The following is a 16,046-nucleotide window of genomic DNA, read 5'->3' as shown; positions in this document are numbered from 1 at the left end:
GCGATGGCCGATATTGAACGCGAAGCGATGGAATACGATGTGGTGATCGTGGGCGCAGGCCCGGCCGGTCTGTCTGCGGCCATCCGTTTGAAACAGCTTGATGCCGATCTGAACGTTGTCGTTCTGGAAAAGGGCTCGGAAGTCGGGGCGCACATTCTGTCTGGTGCGGTGCTTGATCCCTGCGGCCTGGATGCTTTGATCCCGGACTGGAAAGAGAAGGGCGCGCCGCTGAACACAGAGGTGCATGAAGACAATTTCTATATGCTGGGTGAGGCCGGTCAGATCCGCATCCCCAACTGGCCGATGCCGCCGCTGATGAACAACCACGGTAACTACATCGTGTCGATGGGCAATGTTTGCCGCTGGATGGCCGAACAGGCCGAAGAACTGGGCGTAGAAATCTTCCCCGGGATGGCCTGTTCCGATCTGGTTTACGGCGAGAATGGCGAAGTCAAAGGCGTGGTGGCCGGTGTCTTTGGTTTGGAAGCCGATGGCTCATATGGTCCGAACACCGAGCCGGGGATGGAGCTGCACGGCAAATACGTCTTCCTGTCGGAAGGTGTGCGTGGATCGCTGTCCAAAGAGGTTATCGCCAAATACGATCTGTCAGCGGGCAAAGAGCCGCAGAAATACGGCGTCGGCATGAAAGAAATCTGGGAGATCGACCCGGCCAAGCACAAAGAAGGCTCTGTCACGCACACGATGGGCTGGCCTCTGGGCAGCAACGCGGGTGGCGGATCGTTCATCTATCACCTTGAAAACAATCAGGTCTATGTCGGTTTCGTGGTTCACCTGAACTACAAGAACCCGCACCTGTATCCCTACATGGAATTCCAGCGCTTCAAGCACCACCCAATGGTCGCCGAGCTGCTGAAAGGCGGCAAGCGCGTGGCCTACGGTGCCCGTGCGATCACCGAAGGGGGCTATCAGTCGATGCCGAAACTGGTTGCGCCGGGTGTGGCGCTGCTGGGCTGTTCGGCGGGTATGGTCAACGTGCCGCGCATCAAGGGCAACCACAACGCGATGCTGTCGGGCAAAGCCGCAGCCGAGGCCGCCTTTGACGCGATCAAGGCCGACCGTTCTGGCGACGAACTGACCGCATACGAGACCGACGTGCGCGAAGGTGCCATCGGCGCCGACCTGAAAAAGGTGCGAAACGTCAAGCCGATCTGGTCGAAATGGGGCCTGACCGCATCGCTGATGCTGGGCGGAATGGACATGTGGACCAACACGCTGGGCTTTTCGTTGTTCGGCACCGTGGGCCACGGCAAGAACGATGCCGAGGCGACCGAGGATGCCAGCAAACACCAGTCCATCGACTATCCCAAGCCCGATGGCGTGCTGTCTTTTGACCGCCTGACCAACGTATCTTTCGCGGCCACCAACCACGAAGAAAGCCAACCCTGCCACCTGAAGCTGGCAGACCCGGCGATCCCGGTCAGCGTCAACATGCCCAAGTTCGACGAGCCTGCGCAACGCTATTGCCCGGCGGGTGTCTACGAAATGGTCGAGGATGAAAACGGTCCGCGATTCGTCATCAACTTCCAGAACTGTGTTCACTGCAAGACCTGCGATATCAAGGATCCCAGCCAGAACATCACCTGGACCACGCCGCAGGGTGGTGACGGACCGAATTATCCCAACATGTAAGCGAAAAACGGGCAATGGCAGGGTCGTGAAGGGTCTGCCATTGCCTCTTTCCGGCCGAAGCCCTAGCTTAGACAGCAGTCAACAATGGCAGGGCAGGATTTTGGTGGTATCCTTCTTACGTCGCGCGGCAGTTGCCGCGCTTCTTTCATCGGCCTTTTCGTTTCCGGGTTTTGCGGATACTGGATCCGGAGCCTATCTGGCCGGACGTCAGGCAATTTTCCAGAACGATTACTCCGCGGCCGAACGGTACTATGCGCAGGCTCTGCGTGCCGACCCCGAGAACGGTAAGCTGCTGGAAAGCGTTGTGGTCGCGCGGCTGTCGCTGGGCCAGATAAAACGCGCGTTGCCGGTCGCCCAGGCGATTGAAGAGCTCGGTATGGCCAGCCAAGCGGCCCGTATGGCCATTGCGGTTAATCTGCTGGCCCAGGGCGAGCTGGATGAATTCCTGTCCCGTGACCCGGAAACGCAAGGCATAGGGCCGCTCGTCGACGGATTACTGTTGGGTTGGGCCTATGTCGGCCAGGGTGCGATGACTAACGCGATGGAGCAGTTCGACACTGTTGCCACGCAAGACGGGCTTACCGAATTTGCGCTGTACCACAAGGCGCTGGCCCTGGCCTCGATCGGGGATTTCGAAGGGGCCGAGGCGATCTTTGCAGCCAATGGTGGCGTGATTGCTCGCTTTACCCGCCGTGCCGCGCTGGCCCGCACCGAAGTCCTGTCACAACTGGATCGTAATGCCGATGCACTTGCGTTTCTGAATGAGGTCTTTGTTGCAGGCAGCGACCCGTCGATCGAAGGCTATGAGGCACGCTTGAATACAGGCGAAACCTTGCCATTCACACATGTCGGGTCGCCACAAGACGGCATGGCCGAAGTGTTCTTTTCTGTTGGGGCAGCTCTCAGTCGCGAAGCTGCACAGAACTATGTCCTGCTTTATGCCCAGCTCGCGGCCTTTCTACGCTCCGATCATGTCGACGCGATCCTGCTGAGTGCTGAATTGCTGGATGGGCTTGAGCAATATGATCTTGCGGTCGAAGCCTACCTTAAAGTGCCGGCGACCAGCAGCGATTACCATGCGGCTGAACTAGGCCGTGCCGAGGTTTTGGGCCGCGCGGGCAAGACAGATGCCGCGGCCGAAGTTCTGCAGAACCTGGCCGCCAAAAGCCCTGACCTGCCCAGTGTGCATGTGGCGCTTGCCGATCTGCAGCGCCGCGAGGAAAACTACTCGGCTGCAGTGGAAACATACAACACGGCGATCGAACTGATCGATTCGGGTGTGGGGGGCAACTGGTTCCTGCACTACGCCCGAGGCATCTCGCACGAACGCCTCAAGCAGTGGGATCAGGCCGAAGCCGATTTCCGCCGCGCGCTGGAGCTGAATCCAGATCAGCCGCAGGTGTTAAACTATCTGGGTTATTCGCTGGTCGAGCGTCAGGAAAAGCTGGATGAGGCGCTGGATATGATCGAACGCGCCGTGGCAGCGCGCCCTGACAGCGGCTATATTGTTGACAGTCTTGGCTGGGTTCTGTTCCGTTTAGGCCGCTACAACGAGGCGGTCGAGCATATGGAGCATGCGGTCGAGCTGATGCCTGTTGATCCGGTCGTCAATGATCATCTGGGCGATGTCTATTGGGCCGTGGGTCGCGCGCGCGAGGCCGAGTTCCAGTGGAAACGTGCTCTGTCTTTCATCGATCCCGAAGACACAGATGGCGAGGCCGATCCGGACCGTATCCGCCGCAAGCTGGAAATTGGACTGGACGCGGTTCTTGTCGAAGAAGGGGCCGAGCCCCTGAAAGTGGCCAATGAAGGCTGAGGCGTTTGCCCCCGCCAAGATCAATCTGACCCTGCATGTGACCGGCCGCCGCGAGGATGGCTATCACCTGCTGGATTCGCTGGTGGTGTTTGCGGATGTCGGTGATACGTTGGGGTTCACTCCGGGCGATGATCTGTCAATCGCCGTGACAGGTGAACACGCTGAAGGAGTGCCGACAGACAGTCGCAATCTGGTCTGGAAAGCCGCGCAGGCGGCAGGCTGGACCGGCGTTATCGACCTGAACAAAGTGCTACCGCATGGCGGCGGCATTGGGGGCGGGTCCTCGGACGCGGCGGCGACACTACGGATGGCGGCAGAGCAGGGCAGGACAGTCTTACCCGACGTGGCCCTGTCGCTGGGGGCTGATATCCCGGTCTGCGTCAAGGCTCGGGCCATGCGAATGCGGGGCATTGGGGACGATTTGACGCCAGCTTCGCTGCCCTCTCTGCCAGCCCTGTTGGTTAACCCTGGCGTCGAAGTACCCACCGGGCGCGTGTTCGCGGCTTTGGAAAACCGCGACAACCTGCCGATGCCTGCAGAGATCCCCGAGTTTGAGACTGTCGAAACCTGTGCCGATTGGTTGCAGGATCAGCGCAACGACCTTGAACTGCCGACAATGGGTCTGGCTCCTGAAGTCGCCCGCGTTCTGAATGAACTGTCAGGCACCAAAGCGGCCCTTATGGCCCGCATGTCAGGGTCGGGTTCGACCTGTTTTGCGCTTTATCCCACGATGAAAGATGCGCATTTCGCCGCTTATGAGATCGGTGCGGCCCATCCCGATTGGTGGTGCCGCGCGACTCAGCTTAATTGAGGCGCGAGACCACGTAATCGGCCAAATCACGCAGCAGCGTGCGGATCTCGTGATCAGGCAGGGCCTCCAGCGATGCTTTGGCCTTGTTCGCCCAGCCGAATGCATCCGCCCGCGTTGCTTCAAGCGTGCTGTACTTGGCCATCAGCCCAAGCGCGTGGTCCAGATCACCCTCTTCCTGACGACCGCGGCCGATGGTGCGTTCCCAGAAGGCGTGTTCGTCGGGCGTGGCCTGCGCCACAGCTTTGATCACCGGCAGGGTCAGCTTTCGCTCGCGGAAATCATCTCCCACGTTCTTACCTGTGGCTGCGCTGTCGCCTTGATAGTCCAGCAGATCATCCGCAATCTGGAACGCGATCCCAAGCGCATCGCCATAGTCATAGAGCGCCCTGACCTGTTCCTCGGACGCGCCTGCGATCACGCCGCCCACCTCGGTCGCGGCCGAGAACAGCGCCGCCGTCTTGCCGCGCACGACCTGCAAGTAAATCGCCTCGGTCGTGCCCAGATCGGTCGCGGCGGTCATTTGCAGCACTTCACCTTCGGCAATCGTGGCCGAGGCATTGGCCAGGATATCCAGAACCCGCAGCGATCCTGTCTCAACCATCAACTGAAAGCTGCGAGAGAACAGGTAGTCGCCGACCAGAACGCTGGATTTGTTGTCCCATAGAAGGTTCGCAGTCGGCCGCCCGCGTCGCTGGGCGCTTTCGTCGACCACATCATCATGCAGCAGGGTGGCGGTGTGAATGAACTCGACGGTTGCGGCCAGACGCACGTGGTGATCTCCGGCATAGCCGAACAGCCGCGCTGCCGCCAAGGTCAGCATCGGGCGCAGGCGTTTGCCGCCTGCCTCGACCAGATGCGCGGTGACTTCGGGAATGCGCGGTGCGTGTTCGGACGCCATGCGCGTGCGGATCAACTCGTTGACCGCGCCCATTTCGCCCGTCAGTATTTCCGCCAAACGCTCATGCGGTTTTGTGACCGTGTCGATATTCATCACACCCTTGATACAAGGCTCGACATCCCAGTCGCCTTGCCCTTACATCCATCCCCATGAAAGAACTTTTGCGCAGCACTGATCCGACGATTCTGGCCTTTGCATCTGCCCTTCTTGAGGGCGAGGATATAGACTGCTTTCAGATGGACGTAAATATGAGCATCCTCGAAGGTGGCATCGGAATCTTCCCCCGCCGCTTGATGGTGCGCGCCGATGACCTGACCCGCGCCGAACGTGTCATGCACGACAATGATATCCCTTTGGGTCGATGACACTGTTTGCTGACGCCGACCTGACTCGAAACGACTTTCTGGGCGGGCGTGTGCGCCTGTGGCAACCCATAATGGGCTATCGCGCAGGCGTAGACCCTGTTTTATTGGCCGCATCTGTACCCGCAATACCCGGTCAGACAGTTCTGGAACTGGGCTGTGGCGCTGGGGCCGCCGTTTTTTGCCTGATGGCCCGCGTACCCGATCTGCAGGCTGTGGGGGTCGAGTTGCAGCCTGCATATGCCGATCTGGCGCGTCGGAATGCCGCTGAAAATTCCGTCTCGCTTGAGGTTTTTGAGGCTGATCTGGCCGCTTTGCCGTCCGATCTCAAACAGCGCCAGTTCGATCACGTTATTGCGAACCCGCCCTATTATCGGGCCGGAGCGCACAGCCCGGCGGCGGATGAAGGCCGTAGCGCCGCATTAGGTGAGAACACGCCGTTGAATCTTTGGATCGAGACTGCGGCCAAACGCCTTGCCCCCCGGGGTTATCTGCACATGATTCAGAAAGCGGACCGGCTACCAGATATGCTGGCCGCCTGTGAGGGGTGCTTGGGGTCCGTCGAAGTATTGCCGTTGTCCGCCCGTGTCGGTCGACGTGCTGAACTGGTTATTCTGAGGGGCAGAAAGGGCGGAAAAGCCGCGTTTCAGCTGCACGCCCCGCTGGTTCTCCATTCAGGTGAGCGCCATGAGGTAGACGGTGACAGTTACACTCCGCCAGTTTCGGCCGTATTGCGCGAAGGGGCGGGCTTGCCCGGATTTTCCAGCTGACAGGCATTAACCAGCCGATTTTGTCGGATTTGTTATATTTTCTGTGCACCCGCAGCGTGACAGGGTGGAAACGATGTGCTCAACTTCTTACGTGAAACTCAGACATCAACAGAGGAGTACCGCCATGAGCGTGAGCGCACACCTGACCGAACTTAAGAAAAAGCACGAAAACCTCGGTCTTGAAGTTGAACAAGCACAACGCTCGCCTGGTATCGACGACCTTCACATTGCTCAGCTTAAAAAACAGAAGCTAAGGCTCAAGGAAGAGATTGAGCGATTGTCGAGTTAACGGCGCATACTGGCCCGGGCGGCAACTAATGCGCCGCCAGTGATTAAAACAGCCGCGATCGCCAGGCCCCAGCTTGGGGCGGCGATCCCGGCAACCACCAGAACAAGCGTAGACAGAAGCGGGGCCGCGTAGGATGACGTGCCCAGAATTTGAATGTCTCCCTGCTTGACCCCGATATCCCAGACATAAAACGCCAAGCCAACGGGCCCTAGCCCCAAAGCTATGACCGATCCCCAGCCAAGTGCGTTGTCCGGCCAGACTGTCTCCTCAACGGCGATGTGCAAAAGGCCCGAGGCGATGGCCGTGGCCACACAGAACACAGCCACCGAACTGGTTGGCGTGTCGCCAAGGCGGCGCGACAGCACCGAATATCCCGACCATGTCAGAGCGCACAGCAGTGCCAGTGCATAGCCGGGCAAGTGTTCGGCCTGGAAACCGCTGCTACCGCCACCCGCGATGATCACGGCGGCCCCGGCGAAACCCAGGCAGGCCCCGATCAGGTGGCCGATGCGCAAATGCTCTCCGGGCAATAGCCCCGAGAGCAGGACGATCAGCAGAGGCCACAGATAGGCGATCAGCCCGGCCTCTGCGGCAGGGGCCATTCGCAAAGCCGAGAAATACAGCGCGTGATAGCCAAAAAGACCGATTGTCCCGAACAGATAGGTCGTCCAGGGGATTTCTCGAAGCTGACTCAACCCGCCTGTGGCCCATGTCCAAACCAATCCCAGCGTTCCGCCGATGGAAAAGCACAACGCGTTCAGCAGCAAAGGCGGCGTGGGCGCGGACCCAACCGTAAAGAGGGCCAGCAGGGCCCAAAGCAGGACGGCGACAAAGCCGATTCCTGTTGCGCGCGTTCTTGTCACGGTGCGGGCACCTCTTCCACCGGAATGATTTCGAACTCATCCGACAAATGCGCAGTCTTTTCAATCTCGGACATGAACCAATCGCGGAACGCCGCAATCTGAGGTCTGTTTTCGGCCCCTTTAAGACACAGAAACCGGAAGCGGCCCATGGTCTCGATTGCGACCTTGAAGGGGGCCACCAAACGGCCTTCCGCCAGATCCTTGATAATCATAGCCCTTCGGCCGAGCACGACGCCCACTCCGGCAACGGCCGCGTCAATTGCATGATCCGCGTTAGAAAAATGCGCGCCGTGCTGTGGGTTGAAGTCTACCCCGACGGCCCGAAACCATGTGGGCCAGTCAGACGGGGGCCGCAGAAACGCAATCGAGTCGTCAAAGATCAATGGCGCCTCCCGCAGGCTTTCAGGCGTCGGAAATTGTTCGGCCAAATCCGGGGTCATCACCGGGGTCAGCCATTCCTTGCGAACGGGTACAGAATACAACCCTTCGTCCCTGCCATAGCCAAAGCGGATCGCCACATCTACATCATCCCTCTCGAGGTCCATGTTACGTAATGTGGCCGAGAACTTCAGGTCGATCTCTGGATGCGCGCGGGCAAAGTCATAGAGCCGCGGAGCCAACCACTTGGCCGTCAAGGCTGGGCCCGCCGTAATGGTCAGGCTGGTGTCATTGCCCAGCCGCCGGGCCGCCTGCCAAGCGGCTTGTAGCGTAGCGAATCCGTCTGCCGCACCGGGGGCCAAGGCGCGCCCGGCTTCCGTCAATTCTACCGCGCGGTTGAGGCGACGAAACAGGGGGCGTCCCAGATGCTCCTCCAGCGATTTGATCTGAAAGGACAGGGCTGCGGGCGTGACATGCAGTTCTTCTGCAGCCTTTGAAAAAGACATGTGGCGGGCGGCGGCATCAAAGGCCCGTAGGGCGGTAAGTGGCGGTAGGTAGTCGCTCATAGGGTAAGAATATCTTAACTGAGATCAGAAGAAAGCTCGTTTGTCGGCTTTAAAAATAAGCCTCATATTGATCTCAAGTCAAACAACGCTGAACTGAAAGGAGATATTCCATGATCGAGGCAACCTCCAGCCCCTCTGTCGCCCGCGCCTTTCGGCGTGCCCATTTCGAACGGTCCCGCGCGATCGGTGACTTGGTGAAATGGCTATTCGGTTCCCGCTGAGCGCAGCGCGCGCGTTCTTACGGGATAAAAAAGGGCCGGTCTTAAAAGACCGGCCCGTTTTCGTTTTGCACAGGGATTAAACGAAGAACTGCGCACCGTTGGCCGAAATGGTCGATCCGTTGATGAACTGCGAATCGTCCGATGCCAGGAAAGCCACGCAGCGTGCGATTTCCTCGGGTTCACCCAAACGTCCTGCCGGGATTTGCGCGACGATAGAATCGCGTACTTTCTCAGGCACAGCCATGACCATCTCGGTCGCGATGTAGCCGGGGCAGATGGCGTTTGCGGTGATACCAGCCCGCGCGCCTTCCTGCGCCAGTGATTTCACGATGCCCAGATCACCGGCCTTGGTCGCCGCATAGTTCACCTGCGCGAACTGACCCTTCTGACCGTTGATCGAGCTGATGACGATGATGCGGCCGAATTTGCGCTCGCGCATGCCGGGCCAGACGGGGTGAACGGTGTTGAACACGCCGGTCAGGTTGGTGTCGATCACCTGATGCCACTGTTCCGGGGTCATCTTGTGGAACGGGGCGTCGCGGGTAATGCCCGCGTTGGCGACCACGATGTCGATAGGGCCGACCTCGGCCTCTACTTTTTCGATTCCCGCTTTGGATTCGTCATAATCAGCCACGTTCCACTTGTATGTGGCGATGCCGGTTTCCTCGGTGAATTTTGCGGCCGCTTCATCGTTGCCGGCATAGGTGGCTGCAACATTGTACCCTTCGGCTTTCAGCGCCTTGGAAATTGCTGCGCCGATGCCGCGGGAACCGCCGGTGACGAGTGCTGTACGTGCCATTTAGGCTTCCTCCAATTTAAGTCGTCTTGGTAATGCTGTTACTTTGATAGGTAATCTTGCGCAATATTATTTCGTCAAGAATCGTCGAAACCCATAGGGCAATATCGTCGCATCTTTGGGTCAGCCCCAGTGTAACAAAAAGGGCGCCTGCGGGGCGCCCTTTCTATGTTCAGTGCTTAAAAGCTTAGTCGCGCTCCACGCACAGGGCGACGCCCATGCCGCCGCCGATGCAAAGGGTCGCCAGGCCCTTTTTCGCATCACGGCGCTTCATTTCGAACAGCAGCGTGTTCAGCACCCGGCAGCCCGAGGCACCGATTGGGTGGCCGATGGCGATGGCGCCACCATTCACGTTCACGATCGACGGATCCCAACCCATGTCCTTGTTCACTGCACAAGCCTGTGCAGCGAAGGCTTCGTTGGCCTCGACCAGATCCAGATCGTCAACCGACCAACCCGCTTTCTCCAGCGCTTTGCGCGAGGCATAGATCGGGCCGACGCCCATGATCGACGGGTCCAGACCAACAGTGGCGAAGGACGCGATGCGGGCCAGAGGCTCAATCCCGCGCTTTTCCGCATTCTCGGCCGACATCAGAAGTGTCGCCGCCGCACCGTCATTCAAACCGGATGCGTTCGCCGCCGTAACCGAACCCTCTTTGGTGAAGGCAGGGCGCAGCTTGCCCATGGCCTCCATGGTTGCGCCGTGGCGGATATATTCGTCGCTGTCCATCACGATGTCGCCCTTGCGGGTCTTGATGGTGAAGGGCGTGATCTCATCCGCGAACTTACCAGCCTTTTGCGCAGCTTCGGCCTTGTTCTGGCTGGCGACGGCAAATTCGTCCTGCATGTCGCGGCTGATTTGCCATTGCTCGGCTACGTTTTCAGCGGTCTGACCCATGTGATAGCCGTTAAATGCGTCCCACAGACCGTCGCGGATCATGGTGTCGATATACTTCATGTCACCCATCTTGTGACCGGCACGCAGTGCTGCGGCGTGGGGCGACAGGGTCATGTTTTCCTGACCACCAGCGGCGACAATATCAGCATCGCCCAGCTGGATGTGCTGTGCGCCCAGGGCAACCGCCCGCAGGCCCGAACCACAAACCTGGTTGATGACCCATGCGGCGCTTTCTTTGGGCAGACCCGCGTTGATGTGCGCCTGACGCGCAGGGTTCTGACCCTGTGCTGCTGTCAGAACCTGACCCATAATGGTCTCGCTGACCTCACCCTTTTCGATCCCTGCACGTTCGACAACGGCTTCGAGAACGGCGGTACCCAAGTCATGCGCGGGTGTGTTTGCGAACGAGCCGCCAAAACTACCGACACCGGTGCGTGCTGCGGATGCGATTACTACGTTGGTCATTAAGACAATCCTTTACCGTCAAGGTTCTGTGGGAAACGTGACGGCGCAGGCAACAGGGAAAGGTCCCTATCGGTTCAGAGCGCCTCATGATCCCCCGCTCCAACTGATATTGGAATAACGCAATGCTGCTGCTGCAGCAACGGTCAGCTTGTCTCAGGTAGGGTGCCGCAAGGTAATGGAGCTCACCCCGCTGTTTTTATTTCGTTTTTTGCCTTCCAAGGGGCGGATACAGTGGGGGCGCCGAACAAGAAACCTTGAAGGCAATCGACGCCGTTAGCGACCAGAAATTCTGCATCTTCTTTGGTTTCGACCGATTCGGCTGTAACCAGAATTTCGAACTCGCGCGCGACGGCAATAAGCGCGCGAACCAGGGCTTGGTTGTCCGGATTCGCGCTGATCCCACGTATGAACTGGCCGTCAATCTTGGCTGCATCAAACAAAAACTCGCGGAAATGCCGAAAGCTGAAATTGCTGGCGCCAAAGTCGTCCAGTGCAAAGGCGACGCCGCGCGGCTGCATCCGGTCCATGAAGTCCATGACCAGTTCAGGAACAGTCATGGCAGAGTTTTCCGAGATTTCCAGGATCAGCCGCTCTCCGATACTGGTATCTTTCTTCAGGAATCGTTCGAGGACGCGCGACCATCTGCTGTATCCAATTGATCGCGCCGACATGTTGACGGACATGCGTATCTCTGGGTTCCGGGCCAATGCGCGCAGGCCCATTTCCAGCGCGATACAGTCCAACTCACGGCCAATTGGTGTGTTTTCCAGTTGAGGCATAAAGTCTCGCGCCGGTATCACTCGACCGGTTTCGTCCAGAACCCGAATGAACCCCTCGTAAAACGCGACACCATGCGGAGGGTTCGCCTGCATCACCGGTTGAAACGCCAGTTTACATTGTTTGTGCTTCACAGCGTCGGTTGCCATCTGGACCGTCGATGCATCCCGCGAGGTTACGGCCGCATTAAGCGGATTGTCCGACCCTTCTGGCAAATCCGCGAGTTTCTTGTCCGTCATGCGTGGTCCACCTTTTACCGTCATCGGTCGCCAGTGGATTTCAGAACAAACGTGTGAATTTGCCGTTAACGTCTGAAGGTATCAGCGTGCAATTCGTGACATGCGCCCGACAGAGATCGCTGCACCGATCACCGCGCCAGCAAAGCCTAGCGTCATCATGACAAAACCTAGCGCCACAAGAACGGATGCCCCGTTGTTCAATGCAGTCATCATAGCGATCATAAGACCCGTCAGACCAAATAGCGTGGATATGGTCGTTAAACGGGGCATTTCGGGTCTCCGGTTGGGTCTCGGCATATCAGGGTGATATGGGCGACGCTGACCGGTATTCAAGAAACGAGTAGGGTCGGATCGGCGGAATTAAGCCTGTTTTGCCTGTGTATTGGGCGGTTTTGCATCAAAATGCTCAAATCCGGGCGTTCCGCGATCTTCCGGGTGGCGGGCAAGGTGTTTGGCTTTGATCTGTTCTGAACTGTCACGGCTGCCGTCATGGCTGTAGCCAGGCGGCGCAAAGCAATAGGCTAGGCGTTCGCGCAGGCTTAGCCCCGGTTGGGTGGCGTCGCGCCAGATACTGACCCATTCGTGAAAGGCCACGCGCAGAGGGTTGAACGTGCCAATATTGTGAACCAGCCCGAAATCGACGCGGTCATCCTCCTGTTCGGGGACGAAAGTGCCAAACATCTTGTCCCAGATGATGAAGACACCGGCATAGTTGCAATCCAGATAGCGCGCGTTGCGGCCGTGATGGGCGCGGTGGTGGCTGGGGGTGTTCATCACCGCTTCGAACCAACGGGGCATTTTGCCAATCGCTTCGGTGTGGATCCAGAACTGATAGATCAGGTTTAGCCCGCCCACGAACAGCACCATGGCCGGGTGGAACCCCAACAGGATCAGAGGCGCGCGCACGACCATCATGAAGGTGAAAGTATAAGTCCAAGTTTGCCGCAGCGCAGTCGTCAGGTTGTAGTGCTGTGAGCTGTGATGATTGACGTGGCTGGCCCAGACCCAGCGGATGCGATGACCGAACCGATGAACCCAATAGTACCTTAAATCGTCCAGTACAAAACACAGAATGATGACCGGGATCGAGGTGCCCAGGTTCAAGGGCGTGACCTGCCACAGCCACATAAAGAACGCATAGGCGATAAAGCCCAGTAACAGGCCCGAGACGATATTCCCCGCCCCCATGATCAACGAGGTCACCGCGTCACGCGTCTCGTACCGGCCACCTCTGCCTTTGACGGTGATCCACAGGAACTCGGCCAGAATGGCGGCGATAAAAAAGGGAACGGCCCACTGAACGGCGTCAGGGAAGGTTACTTGGTCGGTCATACGGGCTCCATCAGGTTTTGCCAGTGCTGGCGCTCGAAATCGTCAAGACGGATAAGAACTTTGGGTGTGGCGAAATCGTGAAACCGGATTTCAAACCCTTCGGCGCGGTCAAGCCTGTCAAAATCCAGAAGGTGACGCGCCACGGTGTCGGCGCCGAACGACCAGACAAGGCCGTTGCCCGCAGGTGTTCGGATCAAGGCCGTATGGCCGTCATTGGTGATTGTTACATCAACAACCTCGTCGCCGGGTACGTGTCGCAACCAAGCGGCTTTTGCGCTGTCCGGGGTTAGCTGCGTGATACGAGACTTGCCCGCAAGATGCATCATCAAGGTGATCCCCGCGATCCCCCCGATCACCAGAACCAGCAAAATTCCAAGCGGCATGGCCATCCTCCCGCAGGGCAGAGTGCAAGTCGCTTGCGGCAGTGTCAAAGGTGGCGTTGCGTAAGCCTCTCGCAGAAAAAGACCGGCCCGCGAGGCACGGACCGGTTACCGCATTTTCAAAGTCGACTGCGATTAGCTTTCACCGCCCACCAATGCGCCGACAATTGCTTTGGCACTGTCGGAGTTCCATTCGGCATCGCCTATCAGGCGGGCTATTTCATCCCCGTTGGGATCAAGGATCACAGTGATCGGCAAGGCAATCACGCCAAATTCTCGCGCCACAGCCGAGCCCGCGTCCTGATGGCGGGGCAGGTTGTCGATGCCGTTTTCCTCGAAGAACTTCTTGATCCCGGCGGGCGAATTGCGGCCGGTGGCCAGCGTCACGACCTCGAACTTGTCGCCGCCGAACTCTTCCTGCAGCTCAGCAATCTGTGGCATTTCCTTGCGGCAGGGTGCGCACCACGTGGCCCAGAAATTCACCAGAACGTATTTGCCCTTGTAATCAGCCAGCGTTGCGGTGCCGCCGTCATCTTCCAACTGGAACTCAATGGGGGCCTTGGGCTTGGGTTCCTTGTGCAAGATCAGGCGTTTTAGAGTGCCGTCGCGCAGCGGCGCCAGAGTTTCGGCATCTGCGGCCAAAGCGGCATTTGCACCTAGCGCAAGGGCCATATAAAGGGGGATCAGACGAAATAGGCGCATATCAACTCCGGGTTTTCTTACATGACCGATCAATCCTCGAACCAGATGTGGGGCGGCCGCTTTGCCGCCGGTCCAGACGCGATCATGGAGGCAATCAATGCCTCGATCGGGTTCGATCAGCGGATGGCAGCCCAGGACATCGCAGGCTCGCGCGCCCATGCCGCCATGTTAGCGGCCACAGGCGTCATAAGTGATAGTGATGCGCAGGCTATTCGGGAAGGGCTGCTCACAGTCTTGTCAGAAATCCAGTCCGGTTCGTTTCAGTTTTCGACCGCGCTGGAAGATATTCACATGAATGTCGAGGCGCGCCTGAAAGAGGTGATCGGCGAGCCCGCAGGCCGTCTGCACACCGGGCGGTCGCGCAACGATCAGGTGGCGACCGATTTCAAGCTGTGGGTGCGTGATCAGTTCGACGCTGCGGAAACCGGCCTTCTGGCCCTGATCCGCGCGCTGTTGACACAGGCCGAGGCTGGGGCCGATTGGGTCATGCCCGGATTCACCCACCTACAAACGGCGCAGCCCGTCACATGGGGTCATCACATGATGGCCTATGTCGAGATGTTTGGCCGCGATCTGTCCCGCGTCCGCGACGCGCGCGCCCGGATGAACGAATCGCCGTTGGGGGCTGCTGCGCTGGCGGGCACATCGTTCCCGATTGATCGGGACATGACCGCGCAGGCGCTGGGCTTTGACCGCCCTGCTGCCAATTCGCTGGATGCCGTCAGCGACCGCGACTTCGCGCTGGAATTCCTGTCGACGGCCTCGATCTGCGCGGTCCACTTGTCGCGCTTTGCAGAAGAGCTGGTGATCTGGTCGTCGGCCCAGTTCCGGTTTGTGACGCTGTCGGATCGGTTCTCGACCGGCTCTTCAATTATGCCGCAGAAGAAAAACCCCGACGCGGCCGAACTGATCCGCGCCAAGGTCGGCCGGATTTACGGCGCGAACACTGCGCTGATGATGGTGATGAAGGGCCTGCCGCTGGCCTATTCCAAGGACATGCAGGAAGACAAAGAGCAGGTCTTTGACGCCGCTGACAACTGGATGCTGGCACTGGCCGCGATGGAGGGGATGGTTAAGGACATGACCGCCAATCGCGACAGTCTGGCGGCTGCAGCAGGCTCGGGCTTCTCGACCGCAACTGATCTGGCCGACTGGTTGGTGCGCGTTCTGGGCCTGCCATTTCGCGACGCGCACCATGTTACCGGATCGCTGGTGGCCATGGCCGAATCCAAAGGCTGCGATCTACCCGATCTGACGTTGGACGACATGCAATCGGTCCACGGCGATATTATCGATGACGTCTATTCTGTCCTTACTGTCGGAAATTCGGTAAACTCGCGACAATCCTACGGCGGTACGGCCCCGGATCAGGTTCGTACCCAGATCAAGCGATGGAAGGCGCTGGTGTAATGCGGATTGTGCAAGTTCTGGTTTTGATTGCTACCGGTTTCGGCCTAGCGGCCTGCGGGGCGGATGGCGAGCCAATCCAACCCACAATGAGCGCGAATATCGGTGTCGGAAGCAGCGGTACATATGGTGGCGTAGGCGTTGGGCTGCGCAAAGGCGGCCTTGGTGTCTTTTTGGGGCTGTAACAGCGACGGCCTTGCTTGACGCACAACGTTTTTCAAATGAGAGCAGAATGAAACAGACCGGCCTTATCCTGACCCTTGTCGTGCTTGCGGCATGTGACCCGAATTATGTACCACGCCCAGAACCAGAACCCGAACCCAGCGGTTCTGGCATTTCGATTTCCGGTTATGGTCGGGTGGGTGTGTCAACATCCAACTGAGGCAACGTTGCAAGTCGAACGGAATCCATTGATCCGCAGACCTC

General features: G+C 58.7%; 18 protein-coding genes. 8 read left to right on the top strand and 10 right to left on the bottom strand.

Annotated elements, in window-relative coordinates:
* Positions 1-3: 3 nt before the first annotated feature.
* The 3 genes from J7380_RS08630 (at position 4) to J7380_RS08620 (ending at position 4,277) form a co-directional block, all read left to right on the top strand.
* Positions 4-1,650: an electron transfer flavoprotein-ubiquinone oxidoreductase gene (locus tag J7380_RS08630; protein WP_209195363.1), complete on the top strand. Its 1,647-nt coding sequence runs from the start codon at positions 4-6 to the stop codon at positions 1,648-1,650.
* Positions 1,651-1,753: 103 nt separating this feature from the next.
* Positions 1,754-3,466: a tetratricopeptide repeat protein gene (locus J7380_RS08625; RefSeq protein WP_209195362.1), complete on the top strand. Its 1,713-nt coding sequence runs from the start codon at positions 1,754-1,756 to the stop codon at positions 3,464-3,466.
* Positions 3,456-4,277 (top strand): 4-(cytidine 5'-diphospho)-2-C-methyl-D-erythritol kinase, encoded by an 822-nt coding sequence (locus tag J7380_RS08620; protein ID WP_209195361.1) that lies wholly within the window; start codon positions 3,456-3,458, stop codon positions 4,275-4,277. Before J7380_RS08625 ends, J7380_RS08620 begins: the two co-directional genes overlap by 11 nt.
* On the opposite strand, the gene J7380_RS08615 is transcribed toward J7380_RS08620, so the two are convergent.
* Entirely contained in the window at positions 4,270-5,268 is a 999-nt protein-coding gene (locus J7380_RS08615; RefSeq protein WP_209195360.1) for a polyprenyl synthetase family protein, read from the bottom strand. The genes J7380_RS08620 and J7380_RS08615 overlap by 8 nt on opposite strands.
* Before the next feature lie 56 nt (positions 5,269-5,324).
* On the opposite strand from J7380_RS08615, the gene J7380_RS08610 reads away from it, so the two are divergent.
* The 3 genes from J7380_RS08610 to J7380_RS08600 all read left to right on the top strand — a co-directional run bounded on the left by J7380_RS08610 (position 5,325) and on the right by J7380_RS08600 (position 6,596).
* On the top strand, positions 5,325-5,540 hold the full coding sequence (locus tag J7380_RS08610) for a DUF2007 domain-containing protein (protein WP_170353555.1): 216 nt from the start codon (positions 5,325-5,327) through the stop codon (positions 5,538-5,540).
* A complete protein-coding gene (locus tag J7380_RS08605) occupies positions 5,537-6,307 on the top strand; it encodes a methyltransferase (protein ID WP_209195359.1) in 771 nt (256 codons plus the stop codon). Before J7380_RS08610 ends, J7380_RS08605 begins: the two co-directional genes overlap by 4 nt.
* Before the next feature lie 124 nt (positions 6,308-6,431).
* Positions 6,432-6,596 (top strand): DUF465 domain-containing protein, encoded by a 165-nt coding sequence (locus tag J7380_RS08600; RefSeq protein ID WP_170353553.1) that lies wholly within the window; start codon positions 6,432-6,434, stop codon positions 6,594-6,596.
* Here the strand turns inward: J7380_RS08600 and J7380_RS08595 are convergent.
* The 9 genes from J7380_RS08595 to J7380_RS08555 form a co-directional block, all read right to left on the bottom strand.
* Positions 6,593-7,459 carry an EamA family transporter gene (locus tag J7380_RS08595; protein ID WP_209195358.1) on the bottom strand — a complete coding sequence of 289 codons (867 nt, stop codon included), beginning with the start codon at positions 7,457-7,459 and terminating at the stop codon, positions 6,593-6,595. The genes J7380_RS08600 and J7380_RS08595 overlap by 4 nt on opposite strands.
* Complete coding sequence (locus J7380_RS08590; protein WP_209195357.1) at positions 7,456-8,403, bottom strand: transcriptional regulator GcvA; 948 nt, start codon at positions 8,401-8,403, stop codon at positions 7,456-7,458. Before J7380_RS08590 ends, J7380_RS08595 begins: the two co-directional genes overlap by 4 nt.
* A 297-nt stretch (positions 8,404-8,700) precedes the next feature.
* Positions 8,701-9,423, bottom strand: a complete 723-nt coding sequence (gene phbB, locus J7380_RS08585) for an acetoacetyl-CoA reductase (RefSeq protein ID WP_171122624.1) — start codon at positions 9,421-9,423, stop codon at positions 8,701-8,703.
* 184 nt (positions 9,424-9,607) lie between these two features.
* Entirely contained in the window at positions 9,608-10,783 is a 1,176-nt protein-coding gene (locus tag J7380_RS08580; protein ID WP_170751844.1) for an acetyl-CoA C-acetyltransferase, read from the bottom strand.
* A 182-nt stretch (positions 10,784-10,965) separates the two neighbouring features.
* Positions 10,966-11,799 carry an EAL domain-containing protein gene (locus J7380_RS08575; protein ID WP_209195356.1) on the bottom strand — a complete coding sequence of 278 codons (834 nt, stop codon included), beginning with the start codon at positions 11,797-11,799 and terminating at the stop codon, positions 10,966-10,968.
* 81 nt (positions 11,800-11,880) lie between these two features.
* The gene (locus tag J7380_RS08570) at positions 11,881-12,069 is read right to left on the bottom strand and encodes a hypothetical protein (RefSeq protein ID WP_209195355.1); all 189 of its coding nucleotides are present in this window, start codon (positions 12,067-12,069) and stop codon (positions 11,881-11,883) included.
* A gap of 90 nt (positions 12,070-12,159) precedes the next feature.
* Positions 12,160-13,131, bottom strand: a complete 972-nt coding sequence (locus tag J7380_RS08565) for a sterol desaturase family protein (RefSeq protein WP_209195354.1) — start codon at positions 13,129-13,131, stop codon at positions 12,160-12,162.
* Entirely contained in the window at positions 13,128-13,514 is a 387-nt protein-coding gene (locus J7380_RS08560; RefSeq protein ID WP_170751835.1) for a hypothetical protein, read from the bottom strand. The genes J7380_RS08565 and J7380_RS08560 overlap by 4 nt, the downstream gene beginning before the upstream one ends.
* A gap of 132 nt (positions 13,515-13,646) precedes the next feature.
* Entirely contained in the window at positions 13,647-14,213 is a 567-nt protein-coding gene (locus J7380_RS08555) for a TlpA disulfide reductase family protein (RefSeq protein WP_209195353.1), read from the bottom strand.
* 21 nt (positions 14,214-14,234) lie between these two features.
* On the opposite strand from J7380_RS08555, the gene argH reads away from it, so the two are divergent.
* Both argH and J7380_RS08545 read left to right on the top strand, forming a co-directional pair.
* Positions 14,235-15,623, top strand: coding sequence for an argininosuccinate lyase (gene argH / locus J7380_RS08550; protein ID WP_209195352.1), 1,389 nt, complete (start codon positions 14,235-14,237; stop codon positions 15,621-15,623).
* On the top strand, positions 15,623-15,805 hold the full coding sequence (locus tag J7380_RS08545) for an argininosuccinate lyase (protein WP_170353542.1): 183 nt from the start codon (positions 15,623-15,625) through the stop codon (positions 15,803-15,805). The genes argH and J7380_RS08545 overlap by 1 nt, the downstream gene beginning before the upstream one ends.
* Positions 15,806-16,046: the final 241 nt, after the last annotated feature.

This window comes from Ruegeria sp. R8_1, from assembly GCF_017743815.1.
Classification (GTDB): Bacteria; Pseudomonadota; Alphaproteobacteria; order Rhodobacterales; family Rhodobacteraceae; genus Ruegeria; species Ruegeria lacuscaerulensis_A.
Note: the sequence above shows the minus strand (reverse complement) of the source record. Positions and strands in the feature narration are given on the sequence as shown.

Bases quoted from the DNA above. Each gene is read 5' to 3' on its own strand.
- J7380_RS08575 (WP_209195356.1), bottom strand. From the start codon at position 11,799: ATGACGGACAAGAAACTCGCGGATTTGCCAGAAGGGTCGGACAATCCG.
- J7380_RS08630 (WP_209195363.1), top strand. From the start codon at position 4: ATGGCCGATATTGAACGCGAAGCGATGGAATACGATGTGGTGATCGTG.
- J7380_RS08555 (WP_209195353.1), bottom strand. From the start codon at position 14,213: ATGCGCCTATTTCGTCTGATCCCCCTTTATATGGCCCTTGCGCTAGGT.
- J7380_RS08570 (WP_209195355.1), bottom strand. From the start codon at position 12,069: ATGCCCCGTTTAACGACCATATCCACGCTATTTGGTCTGACGGGTCTT.
- J7380_RS08580 (WP_170751844.1), bottom strand. From the start codon at position 10,783: ATGACCAACGTAGTAATCGCATCCGCAGCACGCACCGGTGTCGGTAGT.
- J7380_RS08590 (WP_209195357.1), bottom strand. From the start codon at position 8,403: ATGAGCGACTACCTACCGCCACTTACCGCCCTACGGGCCTTTGATGCC.
- J7380_RS08620 (WP_209195361.1), top strand. From the start codon at position 3,456: ATGAAGGCTGAGGCGTTTGCCCCCGCCAAGATCAATCTGACCCTGCAT.
- phbB (WP_171122624.1), bottom strand. From the start codon at position 9,423: ATGGCACGTACAGCACTCGTCACCGGCGGTTCCCGCGGCATCGGCGCA.
- J7380_RS08560 (WP_170751835.1), bottom strand. From the start codon at position 13,514: ATGCCGCTTGGAATTTTGCTGGTTCTGGTGATCGGGGGGATCGCGGGG.
- J7380_RS08600 (WP_170353553.1), top strand. From the start codon at position 6,432: ATGAGCGTGAGCGCACACCTGACCGAACTTAAGAAAAAGCACGAAAAC.
- J7380_RS08545 (WP_170353542.1), top strand. From the start codon at position 15,623: ATGCGGATTGTGCAAGTTCTGGTTTTGATTGCTACCGGTTTCGGCCTA.
- argH (WP_209195352.1), top strand. From the start codon at position 14,235: ATGACCGATCAATCCTCGAACCAGATGTGGGGCGGCCGCTTTGCCGCC.
- J7380_RS08610 (WP_170353555.1), top strand. From the start codon at position 5,325: ATGAAAGAACTTTTGCGCAGCACTGATCCGACGATTCTGGCCTTTGCA.
- J7380_RS08615 (WP_209195360.1), bottom strand. From the start codon at position 5,268: ATGAATATCGACACGGTCACAAAACCGCATGAGCGTTTGGCGGAAATA.
- J7380_RS08605 (WP_209195359.1), top strand. From the start codon at position 5,537: ATGACACTGTTTGCTGACGCCGACCTGACTCGAAACGACTTTCTGGGC.
- J7380_RS08565 (WP_209195354.1), bottom strand. From the start codon at position 13,131: ATGACCGACCAAGTAACCTTCCCTGACGCCGTTCAGTGGGCCGTTCCC.